The 22,577-nt window shown below is 66.3% G+C and carries 17 protein-coding genes; 12 read left to right on the top strand and 5 right to left on the bottom strand.

Annotated features, from left to right (window positions below):
• The first annotated feature begins 126 nt into the window (after nt 1-126).
• The 8 genes from IFT63_RS05190 (at nt 127) to IFT63_RS05155 (ending at nt 9,560) form a co-directional block, all read left to right on the top strand.
• On the top strand, nt 127-906 hold the full coding sequence (locus IFT63_RS05190) for a flagellar brake protein (RefSeq protein ID WP_192083429.1): 780 nt from the start codon (nt 127-129) through the stop codon (nt 904-906).
• 127 nt (nt 907-1,033) lie between these two features.
• Complete coding sequence (locus IFT63_RS05185; RefSeq protein WP_042611989.1) at nt 1,034-1,525, top strand: chemotaxis protein CheW; 492 nt, start codon at nt 1,034-1,036, stop codon at nt 1,523-1,525.
• Between the two features lie 129 nt (nt 1,526-1,654).
• On the top strand, nt 1,655-2,035 hold the full coding sequence (locus IFT63_RS05180; RefSeq protein ID WP_042611988.1) for a hypothetical protein: 381 nt from the start codon (nt 1,655-1,657) through the stop codon (nt 2,033-2,035).
• 96 nt (nt 2,036-2,131) lie between these two features.
• Nucleotides 2,132-4,492, top strand: a complete 2,361-nt coding sequence (locus IFT63_RS05175; RefSeq protein WP_192083428.1) for a methyl-accepting chemotaxis protein — start codon at nt 2,132-2,134, stop codon at nt 4,490-4,492.
• A gap of 218 nt (nt 4,493-4,710) precedes the next feature.
• Complete coding sequence (locus IFT63_RS05170) at nt 4,711-6,969, top strand: methyl-accepting chemotaxis protein (protein WP_042611986.1); 2,259 nt, start codon at nt 4,711-4,713, stop codon at nt 6,967-6,969.
• Nucleotides 6,970-7,024: 55 nt separating this feature from the next.
• The gene (locus tag IFT63_RS05165) at nt 7,025-7,897 is read left to right on the top strand and encodes a CheR family methyltransferase (RefSeq protein ID WP_042611985.1); all 873 of its coding nucleotides are present in this window, start codon (nt 7,025-7,027) and stop codon (nt 7,895-7,897) included.
• Entirely contained in the window at nt 7,894-8,490 is a 597-nt protein-coding gene (cheD, locus tag IFT63_RS05160) for a chemoreceptor glutamine deamidase CheD (RefSeq protein WP_042611992.1), read from the top strand. The genes IFT63_RS05165 and cheD overlap by 4 nt, the downstream gene beginning before the upstream one ends.
• Nucleotides 8,487-9,560: a chemotaxis response regulator protein-glutamate methylesterase gene (locus tag IFT63_RS05155; protein ID WP_042611984.1), complete on the top strand. Its 1,074-nt coding sequence runs from the start codon at nt 8,487-8,489 to the stop codon at nt 9,558-9,560. The genes cheD and IFT63_RS05155 overlap by 4 nt, the downstream gene beginning before the upstream one ends.
• Before the next feature lie 438 nt (nt 9,561-9,998).
• Here the strand turns inward: IFT63_RS05155 and IFT63_RS05150 are convergent, their stop codons facing one another.
• From IFT63_RS05150 to IFT63_RS05135, 4 genes are all read right to left on the bottom strand, one after another.
• Nucleotides 9,999-10,274: a hypothetical protein gene (locus IFT63_RS05150; protein WP_042615416.1), complete on the bottom strand. Its 276-nt coding sequence runs from the start codon at nt 10,272-10,274 to the stop codon at nt 9,999-10,001.
• Between the two features lie 601 nt (nt 10,275-10,875).
• On the bottom strand, nt 10,876-13,467 hold the full coding sequence (gene acnB / locus IFT63_RS05145) for a bifunctional aconitate hydratase 2/2-methylisocitrate dehydratase (protein WP_192083427.1): 2,592 nt from the start codon (nt 13,465-13,467) through the stop codon (nt 10,876-10,878).
• Nucleotides 13,468-13,527: 60 nt separating this feature from the next.
• Nucleotides 13,528-13,926, bottom strand: coding sequence for a type II toxin-antitoxin system VapC family toxin (locus tag IFT63_RS05140; protein ID WP_042612796.1), 399 nt, complete (start codon nt 13,924-13,926; stop codon nt 13,528-13,530).
• 7 nt (nt 13,927-13,933) lie between these two features.
• Complete coding sequence (locus tag IFT63_RS05135) at nt 13,934-14,158, bottom strand: AbrB/MazE/SpoVT family DNA-binding domain-containing protein (protein WP_042612797.1); 225 nt, start codon at nt 14,156-14,158, stop codon at nt 13,934-13,936.
• Between the two features lie 232 nt (nt 14,159-14,390).
• Here IFT63_RS05135 and acnA point away from each other — a divergent pair, with 232 nt between their 5' ends.
• The 3 genes from acnA (at nt 14,391) to IFT63_RS05120 (ending at nt 20,149) form a co-directional block, all read left to right on the top strand.
• Entirely contained in the window at nt 14,391-17,144 is a 2,754-nt protein-coding gene (acnA, locus tag IFT63_RS05130; RefSeq protein WP_192083426.1) for an aconitate hydratase AcnA, read from the top strand.
• A 1,992-nt stretch (nt 17,145-19,136) separates the two neighbouring features.
• Nucleotides 19,137-19,511: a type II toxin-antitoxin system Phd/YefM family antitoxin gene (locus IFT63_RS05125; RefSeq protein WP_042612825.1), complete on the top strand. Its 375-nt coding sequence runs from the start codon at nt 19,137-19,139 to the stop codon at nt 19,509-19,511.
• A complete protein-coding gene (locus tag IFT63_RS05120) occupies nt 19,511-20,149 on the top strand; it encodes a hypothetical protein (protein WP_192083425.1) in 639 nt (212 codons plus the stop codon). The genes IFT63_RS05125 and IFT63_RS05120 overlap by 1 nt, the downstream gene beginning before the upstream one ends.
• Before the next feature lie 93 nt (nt 20,150-20,242).
• On the opposite strand, the gene IFT63_RS05115 is transcribed toward IFT63_RS05120, so the two are convergent.
• Nucleotides 20,243-21,796, bottom strand: coding sequence for a BCCT family transporter (locus tag IFT63_RS05115; protein ID WP_192083424.1), 1,554 nt, complete (start codon nt 21,794-21,796; stop codon nt 20,243-20,245).
• A 170-nt stretch (nt 21,797-21,966) separates the two neighbouring features.
• Here IFT63_RS05115 and betI point away from each other — a divergent pair, with 170 nt between their 5' ends.
• Nucleotides 21,967-22,557 carry a transcriptional regulator BetI gene (gene betI / locus IFT63_RS05110; protein WP_192083423.1) on the top strand — a complete coding sequence of 197 codons (591 nt, stop codon included), beginning with the start codon at nt 21,967-21,969 and terminating at the stop codon, nt 22,555-22,557.
• Nucleotides 22,558-22,577: the final 20 nt, after the last annotated feature.

Below are 22,577 nucleotides of genomic sequence, written 5' to 3'. Positions count from 1 at the left end.
GCATGATCTGACTGCGCCTTGCAGCAAGGCGGTGTCATGGGGTTCAGGAAATTGCACCGATGCCGATATGCTGGAAGGCCACCGTGTCCTACGTCACGGTTTTTCCCGCACTCGAACGCAGAACCGATGTCCGCAGGCAGCCACGATGCAGCACAGGATCCCCCCTCCGCGCACGACGACAGCGCCGATGAACGCTTCCTGGTGCGAAATCCGCTGCAGATCCGCCAGCTGCTCAGGCAGCTGATCGACCAGCGCTCGTTGATCAACGCGCACATCGGCGGACGCGACCAGAGCTTCCCCACCGCGGTGCTGGAACTGGACGAGGACCAGGACCAGCTGCTGCTCGACGGAAGCCCGCAGGAGGCATCCAACCGTGCCGCCGAAGCAGCCGGCCACCTGCTGTGCTTTGCCCAGCTGGACCGGGTGCTGGTGCGCTTCCGCGTGGACCACATCGAGCGCCTCGACAACGGCCGCCACGTCGCCTTCCGGACCACCCTGCCGGAAGAGATGGTGCACCTGCAACGGCGCGAGATGTATCGGCTGGAGACGCCGATCACCGACTCCCCGCAGCTGGTACTGCCGGCGGTGGACGGACGCCCGGAGCGGCTCGCGATGCGGGTGGTGGACATCAGCGGCGGCGGACTGGCGGTCACCCTGCCCGCCGAGTACGCCGTGTTCGGCCTGCAGAAGCGCTACGACGCCGAGCTGAGCCTGCCCGACGGGCCGGACCTGCAGGTCAGCCTGATCGCCTGCAACGAGCGCATGCAGAAGCTTCCCAACGGCAGCGAAGTCACCCGCGTGGGCCTGCGCTTCGACCGCCTGCCACGCGGTGCCGACAGCGCCATCCAGCGCTACATATTCCGCATCGACCGCCAGCGCAGCGCCCGCAAGAACGGCGAACTGTAGCGGCGTACCCGCGCGCGCCGCCTTGTCGTAGGCGCGAGCTTGCTCGCGCGCGCTTTTGCTAAAGTCCCGCCCGGATCCGCCGATATCGAGCCTGAGACCGCGAATCACGGCACCCAGGACACCCTCGATGAACGACAAGAACCAGGCCCACGCCGATACCGGCGGCGAGTTCCTCAGCTTCACCCTCGGCGACGAGCACTACGGCGTGGACATCCTCAAGGTGCAGGAAATCCGCGGCTACGATGCGGTCACCCGCGTGCCGGATGCACCGGACTACATCAAGGGCGTGATCAACCTGCGCGGCACCATCGTGCCGGTCATCGACCTGCGCCTGAAGCTGCGCCTGGAGAACGCGCGCTACGACGCCTTCACCGTGATGATCGTGCTGAACGTGGAAGACCGCGTGGTCGGCATCGTGGTGGACAGCGTCTCCGACGTGATCCCGCTGGCGGCCGAGCAGATCCGCCCGACCCCTGAGTTCGGCGCCGCAGTGGATACCCGCTTCATTTCCGGCATCGGCACCCAGGACGATCGCATGCTGATCCTGCTGGATATCGAAACCCTGCTCGACAGCGCCGACATGGGCCAACCGGCCGTGGCCGAAGAAGCCGCTGCCTGATTGCAGCGGATCGAAACAAAATCCTTCAGTTCCATCTGCAACAGCCGATAGGGGATTCAAGGACCGCCCGCGACGGAACGCACCAGGCCGGCCACCCGATCCCCATCCCCATTACTGGAGTACCTGTAGATGAAGTCCCTGTTCGCCTTTGCATCGGCCACCCTGCTGGCCGCCACCGCCCTGACCGCCTCCGCCCAGTCGGCCATGATTCCGCCGGAGATGGCCCCGCGCCAGGTCGGCAAGGAAGGCATGGTCTGCGGCAAGGTCGAAAAGGCCCGCTTCGCCGAAGGCTCGGAAGGCTCGCCGACCTTCCTGTACATGGGCGGCGCTTTCCCGCGCCACACTTTCTCGGCCCGCATCGCCGGCGCCAACCGCGGCAAATTCAGCTTCCCGCTGGAATCGCTGGAAGGCAAGACCGTGTGCGTGATCGGCAGGATCGAGCGCGACGCCTCGCGCGCTGAAATCGAAGTCAGCTCGCCGGCTGGCCTGAAGCTGGCCGACATCAAGTAAGACCGGCCCGTCCCGCCACGCCGGCACGGCCGGCGTGGCTGCTGCACCCGGGCCATGCTGGCCCGGACGCGTCCGCCTTTGGAGAGTGCAACGCCCATGCCCTGGATCAACAACCTCAAACTGATGCCCAAGCTGCTGCTCACCTTCGGGGTGCTGCTGCTGGTGATGCTGCTTCAGGGCATCGTGGCCTACCGTGGCCTGCACTCGCTCAACAACGTGACCACCGACCTGGCCGGCAAGCGGATGGAAAGCATCCGCATGGCCGGTGAGATGCGGGGCGTGCTGGGTGAGTACCGCAATTCCTCCTACCAGCAGCTGATCCGTGCCAGCGACGACGTCAAGGCCGAGGCGCACACCCGTGCAGCCGACCTGCGCAAGCAGATGGATGCGTCGATCAAAGCCTACCCGGCGCTGGTCGACAATCCGCAGCAGAAGGCCCTGTTCGACACCTTCGTCAAGGAATGGAACGGCGCGCTCGCCTCCTACGACTCGGTCAGCGAAATGCTGGAACTGCAGCTGCCCGACGATGCAATCGATACCTTCGTCGGTGAGACGCGCACCAAGCACCGCGCTTCGGCCGCTGCACTGGAAACGCTGATCGCCGAAGACAACCGTCTGGCCCGCGCGGCGCGCGAGCAGGCAGAATCCACGTATGCCACCTCGGCGACGCTGATCATCATCGCCCTGCTCGGCGGCGCCGCGATCGGCTTCGTGCTGGTCTGGCTGTTTGCCCGCGCCCTGGTCGGCAGCGTACGCGGCGCGGTGAGCGTGGCCAACGAAGTGGCCAGCGGCAAGCTGGACGGCCACATCGACACCTCGCGCTCGGATGAAGTGGGCGACCTGATGCAGGCCATGCAGCGCATGCAGCGCGATCTGCGCGAACGCATCGAACGCGACCAGGCCGTCGCCAGCGAAAACCTGCGTATCCGTACCGCCTTGGATTACAGCTCCACCGGCGTGTTCCTCAGCGATGCCAACCAGCAGATCGTCTATGCCAACCGTGCGCTGGCGCAGTCGCTGGTCGAGCACGCCGCGGAAGTGCGCAAGGACCTGCCGGAATTCGACGCCGAAGCGCCGCTGGTCGGCCGCCCGGTCGCCGAACTGGAAGTGGGCGGCAAGGCCGATGCGGCCGTGCTGTCCGAGCTGGAGCGCAACGGCGTGGCCCGCCGCGAAGTGCAGTACGGCCAGGCACAGTTCGCCCAGGTCATCTCCACCATTCGCAACGAAGCAGGAGAAACGGTCGGCCATGTGACCGAATGGCGCGACCGCACCCCGGAAGCCGCCGTTGAAGCCGAAGTGGCCCGGGTCATCGCCCGCGCCGCCGCCGGCGACCTCACCGACCGCGTGGACAGCGAAGGCAAGGACGGCTTCTTCCTGCAGCTGGCCAACCAGATCAACGGCTTGCTGGATGCCAACGCATCGAGCATCGAGCAGATCTCCCAGCTGCTCAACGCACTGTCGCGCGGCGACCTGACCGCGCGCATGCACGGCGAGTACCAGGGCGTGTTCGCGCAGATGCGTGACGATGCCAATGCAACCGCCGAGCAGCTGAGCGGCATCGTCACCCGCATCAAGCATTCCAGCCGCGCCATCAACTCGGCCGCCGGTGAAATCGCCAGCGGCAACAGTGACCTGTCGCGCCGTACCGAGCAGCAGGCTGCCAACCTGGAAGAGACCGCCGCTTCGATGGAGGAGCTGACCTCCACCGTGCGCCAGAACGCCGAGCACGCCCGCCAGGCCAACCAGCTGGCGATCGGCGCGGCCGGCGTGGCCTCGCAGGGTGGCGAGGTGGTCGGCCAGGTGGTCACCACCATGTCGGCCATCCAGACCTCCTCGAAGAAGATCGCCGAGATCATCTCGGTGATCGACGGCATCGCGTTCCAAACCAACATCCTGGCGCTGAACGCCGCGGTGGAAGCCGCACGCGCCGGTGAACAGGGCCGTGGTTTCGCCGTGGTCGCCAGTGAAGTGCGCACGCTGGCACAGCGTTCGGCCGCAGCGGCCAAGGAGATCAAGGGCCTGATCGACGACTCGGTCGGCAAGGTCGCCGATGGTTCGGCACTGGTGCACAAGGCCGGCGCCACCATGGGCGAAATCGTCGCCTCGGTGCAGCGCGTGACCGACATCATGGCCGAGATTTCCGCGGCATCGCAGGAGCAGTCGGCCGGCATCGAACAGGTCAACCAGACCGTTGTGCAGATGGACGAAACCACCCAGCAGAATGCCGCGCTGGTGGAAGAAGCCACCGCCGCCGCACGTGCCATGGAAGAACAGGCCGGCCACCTCAGCGAGGCGGTGTCGGTGTTCACCCTGGACGAGGTCGAGCTGCAGCACGACACCCCGGCACCGGCACGTCCGCGTGCGGCTGCACCGACGGCCACCGCGTCGGCACCGCGCCGCCCGGCCAGCCGCCAGCCGGCGACCGAGCTGGCCGATGGAGACTGGCAGGAGTTCTGATCCGACTGCGTCTTCGGATAAGGCCGGGCCTGGTGCCCGGTCTTTTTTTTGCCCGTCGCGGTAGTGACGGCCGCTGGCCGTCATGCAACGACCGCCGCCCCTGTGGGTGACGACCGTTGGTCGTCACGCTTTTACACCGCTCAATTGTCCGCCATCGCGGCCGATAACACGGATGACGCGGCAGATCCGCGCCCCCTTCCCTGTTCTGGTCCCGCTCCATGACGCTCAAGCAACGCTGGCATCGCTACTTCGACAACCTCCCGGTTCGCCGCAAGCTCAACCTGCTCACCCTGCTGATCGCCATCGGCGTCATCGCACTGTCCATCGTCGCTGCGCGCATGCAGTACCTGGACCTGACCGAAACCCGCAAGGAATCGCTGGCGGTGCAGGTGGAGCTGGCCGAAGGCGTGCTCAGCCACTACCAGAAGCTGGCAGCCAGTGGCGAACTGACCGAAGCGGCCGCAAAGGCCGCCGCCATCCAGGCGCTCGACGCCATGCGGGCGCAGGACAACGCGTATTACTACAACGTGCTGGACACGAACTACGTGCTGCTGATGCACCCGTTCAAGCCCGAGCGAGTGGGCAGCGTGCAGAAGGACTACACCTCCGTTGACGGCGTGCCGCTGTACTACCTGCAGGTGGGCATGGCGCGCATCGGCGGTGGCTTCACCTACTACCAGACCAACAAGCCCGGCGCCGAAGAGCCGATCGACAAGGTCACCTACGCGCACATGTTCGCGCCGTGGCAGTGGGTGGTGACCAGCGGCGTGTACATGGACGACGTGCAGGCCCAGGCGTGGACGTTCACCCTGATCATGGCGCTGACCGGCGGCCTCGTCGTGCTGGTCGTGCTGGCGCTCAGCTGGGTCATCGGCAGCCGCATCGCCACCCCGCTGCGCAAGGCCACCCTGGTCGCCGAAGGCATCGCCGCCGGCAAGCTGGACAACGCCATCGGCGAACAGCCACACGACGAACCCGGGCGCCTGCTGCACAGCATGGGCCGCATGCAGGACCAGCTGCACACCGTGATCGGCGGACAGCGCGAGATGGCACGCCGCCACGAAGCCGGCGAACTGGACTACCGGATCGACGCCGGCAGCGTGCCGGGCGAGTACGGCCAGATGGTGCGTGACACCAACGCGCTGGTTGGCAGCCATGTGCAGACCCTGCATGACGTGCTGGCCGTAGTGCAGCAGTACGCCATCGGCGATCTGCGCGCCGACATCGCCCGCTACCCGGGCGACAAGGCGGCCATCACCACCACCGTCGATGCGGTGAAGGCCAACCTGGGGCGCATCAATGCCGAGATCAAGCGGCTGGCCGCCTCGGCCGCGGCCGGCGACTTCAGCCAGCGCGGCGACGCCGCCACGTTCGAACACGATTTCCGCGCGATGGTGGAAAACCTCAACGCGATGATGGCCGTCAGCGATGACAACCTCGGCAAGCTGTCGGCGCTGCTCTCGGCCATCGCCGAAGGCAACCTGACCGCACGCATGCATGGCGAGTTCCAGGGCGTGTTCGCCCGCATGCGGGACGATGCCAACGCAACGGTCATCCAGCTCACCCGGATCGTCGGCCAGATCCAGGGCGCGACCAGCAGCATCACCCTGGCCGCCGGTGAAATCGCCAGCGGCAACAATGACCTGTCGCGCCGCACCGAACAGCAGGCGGCCAACCTGGAAGAAACCGCCGCATCGATGGAGGAACTGACCTCCACCGTGCGCCAGAACGCCGAGCATGCGCGCCAGGCCAACCAGCTGGCGATCGGTGCGGCCGGCGTGGCCTCGCAGGGCGGCGAGGTGGTCGGCCAGGTGGTCACCACCATGACCTCCATCGAAGCCTCGTCGAAGAAGATCGCCGACATCATCTCGGTGATCGACGGCATCGCCTTCCAGACCAACATCCTGGCGCTGAATGCCGCAGTGGAAGCCGCGCGTGCCGGCGAACAGGGCCGCGGTTTCGCCGTGGTTGCCAGCGAAGTGCGCACGCTGGCGCAGCGTTCGGCCGCAGCGGCCAAGGAGATCAAGAGCCTGATCGACGAGTCGGTCAGCAAGGTGTCCGATGGCTCCGCACTGGTGCACCAGGCCGGCGCCACCATGGGCGAGATCGTCGCTTCGGTGCAGCGCGTGACCGACATCATGGCCGAGATCTCCGCCGCTTCGCAGGAACAGTCTGCCGGCATCGAACAGGTCAACCAGACCGTGGTGCAGATGGACGAAACCACCCAGCAGAACGCCGCACTGGTGGAAGAAGCCACCGCCGCCGCGCGCGCGATGGAAGAACAGGCGACCCAGCTTGCCGATGCCGTGGCGATTTTCCGCCTGGACAACCAGGTCGATGCCGCGGTACGCGCGGTCGCGGCCCGCATTGAACGCCCGACGGTCGTCGCCGCGACCACGGCGCGTGCAGCGGCACGCCCAGCCCTCACGCCGCGCGTGCTGCAGACGCCCGACGACGGCAACTGGCAGGAATTCTGATCCGCAACGGCGCGGCTAGCTGCCCGCGCCTTCGTTCCCGCACTGGACACCCCCTGTGACCCTGCCTGCCTCCCCGATCGTCCGCATCGACAACCGCGAATTCGACTTCGCCGACCGCGATTTCCGCCGCGTCTGCGAACTCATCCACCAACGCGCCGGCATCGCCCTGGCGCCGGCCAAGCGGGACATGGTGTATGGCCGTCTGTCGCGGCGCCTGCGTGCGCTGGGCATGCGCAGCTTCCAGCAGTACCTGGACCACCTGGAAAACGGCGGCGATGACGAATGGCAGGCGTTCACCAATGCGCTGACCACCAACCTAACCGCGTTCTTCCGCGAGCCGCACCATTTTGACAAGCTGCGCGAGGAACTGCAGGCACGCGCCGCCACCGCCACCAGCGCAAATCCGCTGCTGCTGTGGTCATGCGCTGCGTCCACCGGCGAGGAGCCCTACTCCATCGCGATCACCGCCTGCGAAGCCTTCGGCACGCTGAAGCCGCCGGTACGGATCGTGGCCACCGACGTGGATACGCAGGTGCTGGCCACCGCTGCACGCGGCGTTTATGCACTGGAGCGCGTGGCCTCGCTGGAAACGGATCTGAAACGTCGCTATTTCCAGCGCGGCACCGGCCCCAATGACGGCCAGTGCCGGGTGGTGCCCGCGCTGCGTGAACTGATCGACTACCGCCCGCTCAACCTGCTCGCACCGCGCTTCGACATCGGCGGCCCGTTCACCGCCCTGTTCTGCCGCAACGTGATGATCTACTTCGACAAGCCGACCCAGCGCGACATCCTCGGCCGGCTGGTCCGCCACCTGGCCGACGACGGCATGCTCTATACCGGGCACTCCGAGAACTACCTGCATGCCGCCGACCTGATCCAGCCGTGTGGCCGGACGCTGTACCGCCGTGCACCGGGAGCACCGACGTGAGTGCCGCCCTGCGCGAAGACGATGTCATGCGCTACTACGACAGCCGCTTCAAGGTCACTGCGGCAAAGCTGCTGCCCACCCAGTACCTGGTGGTGGACGATGACACCGCGCTGACCACCATCCTCGGTTCCTGCGTGGCCGCCTGCCTGCGTGATCCGGTGCTGCGCATCGGTGGCATGAACCACTTCCTGCTGCCGGAGGGCAACGTCGGCGATGGTGCACCTGCGCGCTATGGCAGCTACGCGATGGAACTGCTGATCAACGACCTGCTCAAGCGCGGCGCCAACCGCAAGCGCCTGGAAGCCAAGGTGTTCGGCGGCGCCAACGTGCTGAAGGGCTTCACCAGCAACCCGGTGGGTACGCGCAACGCCGAGTTCGTGCGCCAGTACCTGCAGGCCGAGCACATTCCCATCGTCGCCGAGGACCTGTGCGGGATCCATCCGCGCAAGATCTGGTTCTTCGCCGACAGCGGCCGCGTGGTGGTCAACCGCCTGCCGCACGCGCACGAAGCCGAAGTGGCCGCGACCGAATCGGCCGTACGTGCCCGTCTGTCCAAAGCGCCGGTCACCGGCGGCGTGGAGCTGTTCGAATGAGCCTGGAACAACCCTGTCGCGTACTGATCGTGGACGACTCCGCCGTCGTCCGGCAGATCCTCAGCGAGATTCTGGCCAGCGATCCGGGCATAGAAGTGGTCGGCACCGCCGCCGATCCGCTGCTGGCCCGCGAGAAGATCAAGCGGCTGGCACCGGATGTGATCACGTTGGACGTGGAAATGCCGCGCATGGATGGCCTGGCCTTCCTGGAGAACCTGATGCGCCTGCATCCGCTGCCGGTGGTGATGATTTCATCGCTGACCGAGCGCGGCGCGGACACCACGCTGCAGGCCCTGGCACTGGGCGCGGTGGATTTCGTGTCCAAGCCGAAACTGGATGTGACCCGCGGCCTGCAGGGCTACGCCGATGAGATCATCGAGAAGGTGAAGACCGCCGCCCGCTCGCGCGTGCGTGCACTGGTGCGCGCGCCCGTGGCACCCAAGGTCACGCTGGCATCGCCCGGCGCGGCGACCGCGCCACGGCCTTCGCAGTTCCGCACCACTGACCGCCTGATCGCCATCGGCGCTTCGGCCGGTGGTACCGAAGCGCTGCGCGTGGTCCTGGAAGGCCTGCCCGCCGACGCGCCCGCCGTGGTGATGACCCAGCATCTGCCGGCGACCTTCAGCACCGCATTCGCCGAACGCCTGGACCGCCATTCGGCGATGGCCGTGCGCGAGGCCAGCGATGGCGAAGCAGTACTGCCTGGCCATGCCTACCTGCCGCCGGGTGGCAAGCACCTGCGGGTGATCCGCGATGGTGCGCGCTGGCGCTGCCGGATCGACGACGGGCCGCCGGTGAACCGGCACAAGCCGGCGGTGGACGTGCTGTTCCAGTCGGTCGCGCAGAGCGCGGGCGCCAACGCGATCGGCGTGATCCTGACCGGCATGGGCGATGACGGCGCACGGGGGCTGCTGCAGTTGCGCCAGGCTGGCGCCCCCACGCTGGTGCAGGATGAAGCTACTTCGGTGGTATGGGGCATGCCGGGCGCCGCGTTCAAGCTCGGCGCGGCCGAAGAGCAGCTGCCGCTGGAGAAGATCGCCGAGCGCCTGCTGGCGCTGTCGCGTAGCTGATCCGGTAGTGACGGCCGCTGGCCGTCACGCTCCTGCTTTCCGCTGCGCTCGCCGAGCACGGCTCGGCGCCACCGGGTCGCGTAATGGTAGTGACGGCCGCTGGCCGTCATCGCCTTGGTAGCGCCGACCCATGGTCGGCGGATTTCTGCCCACCGCGCGCTGATGCATTCCGCCGAGCACGGCTCGGCGCTACCGGGCTGCGGGACGGTAGTGACGGCCGCTGGCCGTCATCGCCGTGGTAGCGCCGCCCCATGGTCGGCGGCTTTCTGCCCACCGCGCGCTGATGCATTCCGCCGAGCACGGCTCGGCGCTACCGGGCTGCGGGACGGTAGTGACGGCCGCTGGCCGTCATCGCCGGGGCATCATCGCTCTGGTAGGTGACGACCGTTGGTCGTCACGCTTCTGCTTCCCGCTGCGCTCGCCGAGCACGGCTCGGCGCTACCGGGCCTCCACGCGCAGCTGCATTCCGAATGCCTGCAGCACGCGCAGCAGCGTCGCCAAAGGCATATCCCGCGCGTTGCGGAACTGCCGGCGGAAGGTCGCGTTGGTCATGCCACAACTACGCGCGACGCCACTGATCCCGCGCTGCTCCACCAACAGCAACAGCGCCGCCACCAGGCAATCGGCATCCACCGGCGTGGCACGCAGTCGTGCGTTGAGCTCATCCATGACGACCGCACCGGTGCACGGCGGAGCTGCGGATTCGATATCCATCGATAGACCTCCCATTGCTTGAAAGCCACCTGCGCCGAAGCGCAAGGCGGCGGGCGATGCGGGTTGCCGTACCGGATTACGCTCTCAAAACCGGCGGATCCAAGGATCCCCACACATCACCCGCCATGTGACTGGCAGAGCAATGCATTGTCCGCCACGCCCGAGGGCACGACAGCGCTGTTTGAGAGCGTTTTCCAGGACGGCAATCCCGGCCGGTGCGATATCGCCCCAGCACGTCCAGCGTGGACAGGTAGCGACGCAGCGTACATGGGCCAAGTTGTAATTGAGGCGCTCAATGCGCGTCATCCACCGACAGCGGAAGCAGACGGCCAGCGGCCGTCACTACCGAGGCACCCACCCAGGCGCTCTACCTTGGCAGGTGGCCACCGGGATCTGTCCGAGGGCCGGGCGGGTGGGGTCTGCAGGACGCTGAGCCGCATGGATGCGGCGATGCAGCCTACAAGGACGTACTTGCGGCGTGTCCTGCAGACCCCACCCGCCCGCCCCCCACCCCCAAAACAAAAACCCCCCTGGCTCACACCAGAGGGGTTTGGGATCTCACGAGCTGCCGACCAAAGTCGACACTACGAAAGCAGATAGATCAGGCGGCGACCGGCTTGCCCGCTTCCTGATACTCCTCGATCTGATCGAAGTTCATGTAACGGTAGATCTCCGCACCGCTGGCTTCCAGCACGCCCACGTCGGCCATGTACTCTTCCTTGGTCGGAATGCGGCCCAGGCGCGAGCAGATCGCCGCCAGCTCCGCCGAACCCAGGTACACGTTCGAATTGCGGCCCAGGCGGTTCGGGAAGTTGCGGGTGGAGGTCGAGAACACCGTCGCGCCCTCGCGCACCTGCGCCTGGTTGCCCATGCACAGCGAGCAGCCCGGCATCTCCATGCGGGCACCGGCGCTGCCGAAGGTGCCGTAGTGGCCCTCGCGGGTCAGCTCGGAGGCATCCATCTTGGTCGGCGGAGCCACCCACAGCTTGGTCGGGATGTCCCGCTTGCCTTCCAGCAGCTTGGCCGCCGCACGGAAGTGACCGATGTTGGTCATGCATGAACCGATGAACACTTCGTCGATCTTGGCACCGGCGACTTCGGACAGCATCTTCACGTCATCCGGATCATTCGGGCAGGCCACGATCGGCTCGTGGATGTCGGCCAGGTCGATCTCGATCACCGCGGCGTACTCAGCATCGGCATCCGGTGCCAACAGCTGCGGATCAGCCAGCCATTCCTTCATCTTGTCGATGCGACGCTGCAGCGAACGCGGATCCTGGTACCCCTCGGCAATCATCCACTGCAGCAGGGTAATGTTGCTGGTCAGGTATTCAATGATCGGCGCCTTGTCCAGGTGCACCGAGCAGCCGGCAGCGGAACGCTCGGCGGAGGCGTCGGACAGCTCGAACGCCTGTTCGACCTTCAGGTCCGGCAGGCCTTCGATTTCCAGGATGCGACCGGAGAAGATGTTCTTCTTGCCGGCCTTGGCCACGGTCAGCAGACCGGCCTTGATCGCGTACAGCGGGATCGCGTTGACCAGGTCGCGCAGGGTCACGCCCGGCTGCATCTTGCCCTTGAAGCGCACCAGCACCGATTCCGGCATGTCCAGCGGCATCACGCCGGTGGCTGCAGCAAAGGCCACCAGGCCCGAACCGGCCGGGAACGAAATGCCCACCGGGAAACGGGTGTGCGAGTCACCGCCGGTGCCGACCGTATCCGGCAGCAGCATGCGGTTGAGCCAGCTGTGGATCACGCCATCGCCCGGACGCAGCGAGATGCCGCCACGGGTGGAGATGAACTCCGGCAGGGTGTGGTGGGTCTTGACGTCGACCGGCTTCGGGTAGGCCGCGGTGTGGCAGAACGACTGCATCACCAGGTCGGCCGAGAAGCCCAGGCAGGCCAGGTCCTTCAGTTCGTCACGGGTCATCGGACCGGTGGTGTCCTGCGAGCCGACCGAGGTCATCTTTGGTTCGCAGTAGGTGCCCGGGCGCATGCCCTGGCCTTCCGGCAGGCCACAGGCGCGGCCGACCATCTTCTGCGCCAGCGAGAAGCCCTTGCCGGTGTCGGCCGGCTGCACCGGCAGGCGGAACAGGTCGGTGACCGGCATGCCCAGCGCTTCGCGCGCCTTGGCGGTCAGGCCGCGGCCGACGATCAGCGGGATGCGGCCACCGGCGCGCACTTCGTCGAACAGCACATCCGACTTGACCTGGAATTCGGCGATCACTTCGCCGTTCTTCAGCGCCTTGCCGTCGTACGGACGCAGCTCGATGACATCACCGTGCTCCATCTGCGTGACGTCCAGCTCGATCGGCAGCGCGCCGGCATCTTCCATGGTGTTGTAGAAGATCGGGGCGATCTTCGAGCCCAGGCAGACACCACCGAAACGCTTGTTCGGGATGAACGGAATATCTTCGCCGGTGAACCACAGCACGCTGTTGGTCGCCGACTTGCGCGAGGAACCGGTACCGACCACGTCGCCCACGTAGGCGACCAGATGGCCCTTGTCCTTCAGCGACAGGATTTCCTGGATCGGGCCGCGCTTGCCATCTTCTTCCGGCACGAACGCTGCGTCGGGACGCTTGTTCTTCAGCATCGCCAGCGCGTGCAGCGGGATGTCCGGGCGGGTGGTGGCGTCCGGCGCCGGCGACAGGTCGTCGGTGTTGGTTTCGCCCGGCACCTTGAACACGGTCAGGGTCATGCTCTGGGCTACTTCCGGACGGCTGGTGAACCATTCGGCATCGGCCCAGCTCTGCAGCACGGACTGCGCGTTGGCGTTGCCGGCCTTGGCCTTTTCCTGCACATCGTGGAACGCATCGAACACCAGCAGGGTGTTCTTCAGGGCGGTCGCGGCGATCACGCCGACGCTGGCGTCATCCAGCAGCTGGACCAGCGGGGCGACGTTGTAACCGCCGAGCATGGTGCCCAGCAGTTCGGTGGCGCGCTCGCGGCTGATCAGCGGGTTCTGCTCGCTGCCGAAGGCAATGGCGGCCAGGTAGGAGGCCTTGACCTTGGCGGCATCATCCACGCCGGCCGGCACGCGGTGGGTCAGCAGGTCCAGCAGGAACTCGGCTTCGCCGGCAGGCGGGTTCTTCAGCAGTTCAATGACATCGGCCGTCTGCTGCGCGGTCAGCGGCAGGGGCGGGATGCCAAGCGCAGCGCGCTCGGCGACGTGGTGGCGGTAGGCTTCCAACATGACAACTCCCGGGTAATGCGGTGAATACAACGATTGGATGAAGCGGTAAAACGGTAAGGCTCAGGCCTGCGGCACGATCAGCTTCAGGCCCTTGAAATAATCCCGATAGAACGTGTCGTTCCAGGTGATCAGGCCGTCGCACTGCAACAGCGCGTGGGCACCGACCATGAAGCCGTCCAGGCTGCGGCGTTCGCTGCCGCGCTGGCGGTGGCGGCGTTGCATCTCACCGGCGCGCAGGGCCGATTTGGCTTCCATCGCGTTGAAATGCACGCCCATTTCTTCCAGCGCCTCCAGCACCTCGGCCCCGCCGCGCAGCGCGGCGCAGACTTCGGCGAGGGTCGCTCCGCAGACCACCACGCGGCCGCCGACCAGGCTCTGCCGCAGGCAGGCCTCCACCGCATCGGCCTGCGGGCCGTTGCTGAGCAGCTCGATCAGGACCGGGGAATCCACGGCGATCATGGCCGGCTTACTGCTCGTCACGGATGGCCTTCACAGCCGCATCGGTGGAGTCGAAGCCATCCAGTGCGAACTTGCCGCGGGCGCGGGAGATGGCGTCATCCACGCTCTTGCGCAGGATGATCCGGCCGCCTTCCAGTTCCACGGTCAGCTGAGTGCCCTTGGTCAGACCCAGCGCATCGCGAACCGCCTTGGGCAAGGTGATCTGGCCGCGTTCAGCAACGGTGGCTTCCATGGGTAGGCCCTCTTCGGTATGTACGAATTATACATACTTTTCAAAAAGGGGACGGAGGGGATTAAGTCGTTCTTGGCTCCAAGGGGGCTGAAAACGCCTTAATCCCCTCCGTCCCCTTTTTGGGGCGTGATGACATCGGCGCTACATCTGAATGTGTAAGATTTCACGCTGAGCAAGCAGGCGCGCCCGGTGCGCGGCCGTTGCAAGCCAATTCGCAAAGGAGTCATCTGCAATGAGTGATTCGTTCTCCACGCGCAGCCAGCTGGATGTCGGCGGCAAGCGCTACGATTACTTCAGCCTGCCCAAGCTGGGCCAGCGCTTCGATATTTCCCGCCTGCCCTATTCGATGAAGATCCTGCTGGAGAACCTGCTCCGGCACGAGGATGGCGGCGTCACCGTGGGCAAGGACCACATCGAAGCGGTAGCGACCTGGGACCCGAAGGCCGAGCCGGAAACCGAGATCGCCTTCATGCCCGCGCGCGTGGTGCTGCAGGACTTCACCGGCGTGCCCTGCGTGGTCGACCTGGCGGCGATGCGCGATGCGGTGGTCAAGCTCGGCGGCAGCCCGGAGCAGATCAATCCGCAGATCCCCTCCGAGCTGGTCATCGACCATTCGGTGCAGGTGGATGTGTTCGGCAAGCCCGACGCGCTGGACCTCAACGGCAAGATCGAATTCCAGCGCAACCAGGAACGCTACGGCTTCCTGCGCTGGGGCCAGAAAGCGTTCGACAACTTCAAGGTGGTGCCGCCCAATACCGGCATCGTCCACCAGGTGAACCTGGAAAACCTGGCCCGCGTGGTGATGGCCGTGGACAAGGACGGCATCCAGGTTGCTTATCCGGATACCGTGTTCGGCACCGACAGCCACACCACCATGATCAATGGTATCGGCGTGCTGGGCTGGGGCGTGGGCGGTATCGAGGCGGAGGCGGCGATGCTCGGCCAGCCCTCTTCGATGCTGATCCCGCAGGTGGTCGGTTTCAAGCTGACCGGCCAGATGCCCGAAGGGGCCACCGCCACCGACCTGGTGCTGACCGTCACCCAGATGCTGCGCAGGCACGGCGTGGTCGGCAAATTCGTCGAGTTCTTCGGCGACGGCCTGCAGCACCTGCCGCTGGCTGACCGTGCGACGATCGGCAACATGGCGCCGGAGTACGGCGCGACCTGCGGCATCTTCCCGATCGATCACGAATCATTGAACTACCTGCGCCTGTCCGGTCGCCCGGAAGAGCAGATCGCGCTGGTGGAAGCCTATGCCAAGGCGCAGGGCCTGTGGCACGACGCCGATACCGCGCACGCCCAGTACAGCGCCACGCTGGAACTGGACATGGGCACGGTCAAGCCGTCGCTGGCCGGGCCGAAGCGTCCGCAGGACCGCGTGCTGCTGGAAGACGTGCAGGCCAATTACCGCGAAGCACTGGTCGGGCTGACCACCAACCGTGACAAGAAGGACGTGGACGTCTCCACCTTTCTCAACGAAGGCGGCGGCACGGCGGTGGGCAACGAACAACTGGCCAAGGGCCAGGCCGACGTGGAACTGGACGGCAAGGCGTTCCGGCTGAAGGACGGCGCGGTGGTGATCGCAGCCATCACCTCGTGTACCAACACGTCCAATCCGGCGGTGATGATCGGTGCCGGCCTGCTGGCCCGCAACGCGGCCGCGCGCGGCCTCAACCGGCAGCCGTGGGTGAAAACCTCGCTCGGCCCGGGCTCGCGCGTGGTCACCGATTACCTGGAGAAGGCCGGCGTACTGACCGAACTGGAGAAGCTCGGCTTCTACGTGGTGGGTTACGGCTGCACCACCTGCATCGGCAACTCCGGCCCGCTGCCGGCAGAAGTCAGCGCCGGCATCGCGCAGGGCGACCTGGTGGTGACCTCGGTGCTGTCGGGCAACCGCAACTTCGAAGGCCGCGTGCATCCCGAAGTAAAGATGAACTACCTGGCCAGCCCGCCGCTGGTGGTGGCCTACGCGATCGCCGGCACCACCGACATCGACCTGACCACCGAACCGCTGGGTACCGGCAGCGATGGACAGCCGGTGTTCCTGCGCGACATCTGGCCGAGCAACAAGGAGATCGGCGATGTGATCGCCGCGACCCTGGGGCCGGAGATGTTCAAGCAGAACTACGCCGACGTGTTCAAGGGTGACTCGCGCTGGAACACCATCGCCTCGCCCGACGGCGACCTGTACGAGTGGGACGATGGCTCCACCTACATCAAGAACCCGCCCTACTTCGATGGCATGACCATGAAGGTCGGCAGCATCGAGGACGTGCACGGGGCGCGGGTGATGGGCCTGTTCGGTGATTCGATCACCACCGACCATATCTCGCCGGCCGGCAACATCAAGAAAGAATCCCCGGCGGGCCGCTTCCTGCAGGAGCGCGGCGTGCAGCCGGCCGACTTCAACAGTTACGGCAGCCGTCGTGGCAACGATGACGTGATGGTCCGCGGCACCTTCGCCAACATCCGCATCAAGAACCTGATGTTCGGTGGCGAAGAGGGCGGCAACACGCTGTACTACCCAGCCGGCGGCGGCGAACCGGAGAAGCTGGCGATCTACGACGCGGCCATCAAGTACAAGGCCGACGGCGTGCCGCTGGTGGTGCTGGCCGGCAAGGAATACGGCACCGGTTCTTCGCGTGACTGGGCCGCCAAGGGCACCCTGCTGCTGGGGGTGAAGGCGGTCATCGCCGAAAGCTTCGAGCGCATCCATCGTTCGAACCTGGTCGGCATGGGCGTGCTGCCGCTGCAGTTCCGTAACGGTGAGAACGCGCAGTCGCTGGGCCTGGATGGGTCGGAGGTGTTCGACATCACCGGCCTGCAGGATGGCGCCAGCAAGCGTGCGATGGTCAGCGCGAAGAAGGCCGATGGCACGGTCGTCAGCTTCGAGGCTTCGGTGATGTTGTTGACGCCGAAGGAAGTGGAGTACTTCCGCCACGGTGGGTTGCTGCAGTACGTGTTGCGGCAGTTGGCCGGGCGCTGAGGGTTTCGGGGTCTGGTCGAACGGGCTGGGCCCCCTCGCGGCTGATGGTGTTGCCGCTGGCTTGCGGGGTTGGCGCCGGATGGGTGCGGCTGCGTGGGACACGCTGCAAGTACGTCCCTGTAAGCTCGCGTTCGGCTCCTGCCTCACGACGGTCCCACGCAGCCCCACCCACCCGTCGCCCTGACGGTTTCCGGTGGCCATCAGCCGCGTATGAATAATAAAAGGCGGGTGACGGGCGATGCCCGCCACCCGCCTTTGCTTTTGCTGCTGCCCTTCCTCCGCTGACGCGGCGATGCCGGCCGGGAGGGCGGTGAGGGTTCGGGCTTGGTCGAACGGGCCGGGCCCCCTCGCGGCTGATGGTGTTGCCGCTGGCTTGCGGGGTTGGCGACGGGTGGGTGCGGCTGCGTGGGACACGCTGCAAGTACGTCCCTGTAAGCTCGCGTTCGGCTCCTGCCTCACGACGGTCCCACGCAGCCCCACCCACCCGTCGCCCTGACGGTTTCCGGTGGCCATCAGCCGCGTATGAATAATAAAAGGCGGGTGACGGGCGATGCCCGCCACCCGCCTTTGCTTTTGCTGCTGCCCTTCCTCCGCTGACGCGGCGATGCCGGCCGGGAGGGCGGTGAGGGTTCGGGCTTGGTCGAACGGGCCGGGCCCCCTCGCGGCTGATGGTGTTGCCGCTGGCTTGCGGGGTTGGCGACGGGTGGGTGGGGCTGCGTGGGACACGCTGCAAGTACGTCCCTGTAAGCTCGCGTTCGGCTCCTGCCTCACGACGGTCCCACGCAGCCCCACCCACCCGTCGCCCTGACGGTTTCCGGTGGCCATCAGCCGCGTATGAATAATAAAAGGCGGGTGACGGGCGATGCCCGCCACCCGCCTTTGCTTTTGCTGCTGCCCTTCCTCCGCTGACGCGGCGATGCCGGCCGGGAGGGCGGTGAGGGTTCGGGCTTGGTCGAACGGGCCGGGCCCCCTCGCGGCTGATGGTGTTGCCGCTGGCTTGCGGGGTTGGCGACGGGTGGGTGGGGCTGCGTGGGACACGCTGCAAGTACGTCCCTGTAAGCTCGCGTTCGGCTCCTGCCTCACGACGGTCCCACGCAGCCCCCCCCACCCCCCGCCCTGACGGTTTCCGGTGGCCATCAGCCGCGTATGAAAAAGAAAAAGGCGGGTGACGGGCGATGCCCGTCATCCGCCTTTGCTTTTTGCTCTTGCTTTTGCTCCCTCCCACCCGCCGCTGGCGCAACGATGCCGGCCGGGAGGGCGGGCGGTGGCGGTGGGCAGGACCGTTGGAGCCCTGGATGGGCGGAAACGAGCCTACATGGACGTACTTGCGGCGTGTCCTGACCAGCGCCACCGTCCGCCCTCCTTCGCAGCCGAGAGGCGCCACCCGGAAAAATGATTAATTTCCATTTTAGAAAATTCATACTGCAGCAGTTGGCCGGGGCGCTGAGGGTTTCGGGGCTTGGTCGAACGGGCTGGGCCCCCTCGCGGCTGATGGTGTTGCCGCTGGCTTGCGGGGGTGGCGACGGGTGGGTGGAGGGTCCGGGGGACGGCAAAAGCCGCTCCTGCGGGCCTCGTTTCGCGCCATCCCTGGCGCTCAACGCCCCCGCCCCCTCCACCCACCCGTCGCCCTGAAAGTTTCCGGTGGCCATCAGCCGCGTATGAAGAAGAAAAAGGCGGGTGACGGGCGATGCCCGCCACCCGCCTTTTCTTTTTGCTTTTGCTTTGCCCCTGCCCCTCCCTCCGCTGGCGCAGCGATGCCGGCCGGGAGGGCGGTTGAAGCCCTTGCGCAGGACGCTTGGAGCCCTGGATGGGCGGAAAGCAGGCCCCATGGATGGGTTTACGACGTGTCCTGCGCAAGGGCTTCAACCGCCCTCCCTCGCAGCAAAAAGGCGCCACCCGGAAAAAATGATTAATTCCCATTTTAGACAATTCATATAAAAAGGACGAAACAGGAGTACTCTCGACCCCAAGGCACACCCTGTGGAGTCCACCATGCTGCACGCCCCGATCACCTTCGAACCGATCACCGAACTCACCCGCACCACCGCCTCCTCGGTCAAGGAACACTGGCGCAAGGTCATGCAGGAAGTCCGCGAACAGCGCATGGTCGTGGTCACCAACCACAACGAACCGCAGGCGGTGATCATCTCCGCCGACCAGTACCGCGCGCTGCAGGCCAAGGTCGAAGCGCTGGAACAATCGCTGGATGAACTGCGCAACCAGACCCCCGCCCTGACTGAACTGCGCAAGGGCTTCGACGAACGCCTGGCCGTGCTGCAGCAAGCCCAGGCCGGCCAGCGCGCACGCGACCTGCTGCGTCGCCCTGCCCGCCTCGGCGGCAAGGTCAAGGCCGGCTCCGGCTTCTGATGGCGCGCCCGTTCCTGTACGTGCTGGCCGGGGTCAACGGCGCCGGCAAGAGCTCCATCGGTGGCCATCTGCTGCGCGAGGCGGGACTGGACTGGTTCAATCCGGACACCTATGCCCGTGCGCTGGTGCGCCAATTGGGTATAGGGCAGGCCGAGGCCAATGGACAGGCCTGGCAGGAAGGCGTCAGCCGCCTGCAGGCCGCCTTGGCCGGGGGCAGCAACCATGCCTTCGAAACCACCCTGGGCGGCACTTCGATCACCGCAATGCTCCACGAAGCCACCCGCACGCATGATGTGCTGATGTGGTTCTGCGGGTTGTCCAGTCCGGAGCAGCACATCGCGCGGGTGAAGGCGCGCGTGCAGGCCGGCGGCCACCCGATCAACGAAGCCGACATCCGGCGCCGCTGGCCCTTGGCGCAGCAGAATCTGATCGGCCTGATGCCGGTGCTGGCCGCGCTGCAGGTGTATGACAACAGCGCAGAGGCCGCGCCCGGCGAAGCGGTGCCGGATCCACGCCTGGTGCTGCAGATGGAAGGTGGCCAGCTGGAATGGCCATCTGCCGAAGACCTGGCGCAGCTGCGGCAGACGCCGGACTGGGCCGTGCCGCTGGTGGAAGCGGCGTTGCGATCAGCTTCCTGAAAAGGGGTCAGAGTCCTGACTCTGACCCCGGACCCCAGGAGCCGCCGAGCATGGCTCGGCGCTACCAGGGCAGGACCCTGCCGGTTGTCGGCTTCAGTGCCGGTGCGGCGCGTCCGGGTCGGTGCGCAGGGCGCGCAGCAGGCCCACCATGTAGAACGCCAGGGTGAACGAGAACGGCAGGCCGCACAGCACCACCGCGGTCTGCATGGCCCGGAAGTTGCCCGCCAGCAGCAGGCCGATGCTGACCACGGTGATCACCACCGCCCAGAACACCCGCAGCCAGATCGGCGCGTCATGGCCATCTTCCACGCCACCGTCCACCCGCCGCGTGCACAGGTTGGCGATCATCAACGTGCCCGAATCCACCGGGGTCAGGAACAGCACGAAGCCGATCACCACCGCTGCACCGGCCACGTACGGGGCCCACGGCAGGTACTCCAGCAGCTTGAACAACGTCATCGCCGCGTCGGCCTTGGCGACCTCGCCCAGCACCGCCTGGCCATGGTTCAGCACCAGGTCGATGGCGGTGTTGCCGAAGATCGACAGCCACGCCAGGGTGAAGCCCAGCGGGATCAGCAGCACGCCCAGGATCACTTCGCGGATGGTACGCCCGCGCGAAATGCGCGCCACGAACAAGCCCACGAACGGCGCCCAGGCGATCCACCAGGCCCAGTAGAACAGCGTCCAGCTGCCCAGCCAGTCGCGGCCGTCCGGCTGGTTGAGGTAGATGTCGAAACTCTTGCGCACGAACGAGGCCAGGTAATCGCCGGTGTTCTGCACCAGCCCATCGAGCAGGTGCAGGGTCGGCCCGGTCACCAGCACGAACAGCAGCAGCAGGCACAGCAGGCGCACGTTGAGGTTGGACAACCAGGCGATGCCCTTCTCCACCCCGGCGACCACGCCAATGGTGGCCACCACCATCATCACCAGCACGATCATCACCAGGGTCTGCGGCGTGTCGGGCACCTTGAACAGGTAGCTCAACCCGGACTGCACCACCAGCGCCCCGATGCCCAGGTTGGTCACCATCGACACCAGCGTCGCCAGGATGCCGAACCCGTCCACCATGTCGCCGATCTGGCCATGGATGCGTTCACCGAAGATCGGGTACAACGCCGAGCGCAGGGCCAGAGGCAGGTTCCGCCGGTAGGCGAAGTAGCCCAAAGCGACACCCACCAGCGCGTACAACGCCCAGCCGTGCAGGCCCCAATGCAGGAAGGTCAGCACCATCGCCTCGCGACTGGCCGCGACCGTGCCGCCCTGCTGTCCCGGCGGGGTCAGGAAGTGGTCCAGCGGCTCATAGGCGCCGTAATACAACAACGCGATGCCGATGCCGGCCGAAAACAGCATCGACACCCAGGGCACGTAGGCGAAGGCAGGCGATTCTTCGTTGTGGCCCAGCCGGATGCTGCCGTAGCGGGAGAACGCCAGCCACAGCACGAAGCCCAGGCAGGCCACGATCAGCAGCATGTACCACCAGCCGAACGCAGCGGACACCTGCGCCTGCGCGACCTGCAGCCAGTGCTCGCTGGCCTGCGGGTTGAGCACGGTGAGCAGGCCCAGCACGCCGATGGACAGAGCCGAGCTGAAGAAGACGAAACCGTTCAGTCGCAGTGGCGATGACGCGGAGGAAGGCTTGGAAGACATGGTGTTGTCTCATCGATCCTGGGGGCGCAGGTCCGGCCGGATCGAAGCGACCGGAACCAAGGCGTGGGGACGCGAACGCATCCTACGCCTTTATTGATTGAACGTTCAATCAATAAAAAGTATAGTAGTCGCGATCACGGGACACCTCGGTCGCAGTGCATGGAGAGACAATGCCGAAGAAAGACATCGAGCCGGTCCGCCGCGAACAGCTGATCCGCGCCACCTTCCAGACCATCGACGAGATCGGCCTGGCCGACGCGACGGTGGCCACCATCGCGCGCAAGGCCGGACTGTCCACGGGCATCGTGGCGCACTACTTCGGCGACAAGGACGGCCTGCTCAACGCGGCCATGCGGCAGATCCTGCGTGAGTTGAAGAGCGCCGTGGCGCGCTTCCGCGACACCTGCGCCGACGATCCCCGCGCGCAGCTGCGTGCCATCGTCGATGGCAATTTCGATGACAGCCAGACCAACGGCACCGCCATGCGCGTGTGGCTGACTTTCTGGGCTGCGAGCATGCACCAGCCGGAACTGGCCCGCCTGCAGCGCGCCAACGACCAGCGTCTGTATTCGAACCTGTGCCACCAGTTCAAACGCGTACTGCCTGGCGAACAGGCCACCCTGGCCGCCCGCGGGCTGGCCGCCATGGTCGATGGCCTGTGGCTGCGCGGCAGCCTGGTCGGCGGTGACTTCAACGCCGACAACGCGCGCCGCATCGCCTACGCGTACATCGACTTCCAGTTACAGGCAAACGCGCTATAAGCGCTTGAACGCCTGCTCCC

The sequence above is a fragment of the Stenotrophomonas sp. CFBP 13724 genome (assembly GCF_014841975.1).
GTDB lineage: Bacteria > Pseudomonadota > Gammaproteobacteria > Xanthomonadales > Xanthomonadaceae > Stenotrophomonas > Stenotrophomonas lacuserhaii.
This window is presented reverse-complemented; position numbering and strand designations above follow the sequence as displayed.

Coding starts and splice junctions, on each gene's coding strand:
- IFT63_RS05170 (WP_042611986.1), top strand. CDS start 4,711: ATGACGCTCAAGCAACGCTGGCATCGCTACTTCGACAACCTCCCGGTT.
- IFT63_RS05180 (WP_042611988.1), top strand. CDS start 1,655: ATGAAGTCCCTGTTCGCCTTTGCATCGGCCACCCTGCTGGCCGCCACC.
- IFT63_RS05115 (WP_192083424.1), bottom strand. CDS start 21,796: ATGTCTTCCAAGCCTTCCTCCGCGTCATCGCCACTGCGACTGAACGGT.
- IFT63_RS05150 (WP_042615416.1), bottom strand. CDS start 10,274: ATGGATATCGAATCCGCAGCTCCGCCGTGCACCGGTGCGGTCGTCATG.
- acnA (WP_192083426.1), top strand. CDS start 14,391: ATGAGTGATTCGTTCTCCACGCGCAGCCAGCTGGATGTCGGCGGCAAG.
- acnB (WP_192083427.1), bottom strand. CDS start 13,467: ATGTTGGAAGCCTACCGCCACCACGTCGCCGAGCGCGCTGCGCTTGGC.
- IFT63_RS05175 (WP_192083428.1), top strand. CDS start 2,132: ATGCCCTGGATCAACAACCTCAAACTGATGCCCAAGCTGCTGCTCACC.
- IFT63_RS05155 (WP_042611984.1), top strand. CDS start 8,487: ATGAGCCTGGAACAACCCTGTCGCGTACTGATCGTGGACGACTCCGCC.
- IFT63_RS05185 (WP_042611989.1), top strand. CDS start 1,034: ATGAACGACAAGAACCAGGCCCACGCCGATACCGGCGGCGAGTTCCTC.
- IFT63_RS05120 (WP_192083425.1), top strand. CDS start 19,511: ATGGCGCGCCCGTTCCTGTACGTGCTGGCCGGGGTCAACGGCGCCGGC.
- IFT63_RS05190 (WP_192083429.1), top strand. CDS start 127: ATGTCCGCAGGCAGCCACGATGCAGCACAGGATCCCCCCTCCGCGCAC.
- IFT63_RS05125 (WP_042612825.1), top strand. CDS start 19,137: ATGCTGCACGCCCCGATCACCTTCGAACCGATCACCGAACTCACCCGC.
- IFT63_RS05135 (WP_042612797.1), bottom strand. CDS start 14,158: ATGGAAGCCACCGTTGCTGAACGCGGCCAGATCACCTTGCCCAAGGCG.
- betI (WP_192083423.1), top strand. CDS start 21,967: ATGCCGAAGAAAGACATCGAGCCGGTCCGCCGCGAACAGCTGATCCGC.
- IFT63_RS05140 (WP_042612796.1), bottom strand. CDS start 13,926: ATGATCGCCGTGGATTCCCCGGTCCTGATCGAGCTGCTCAGCAACGGC.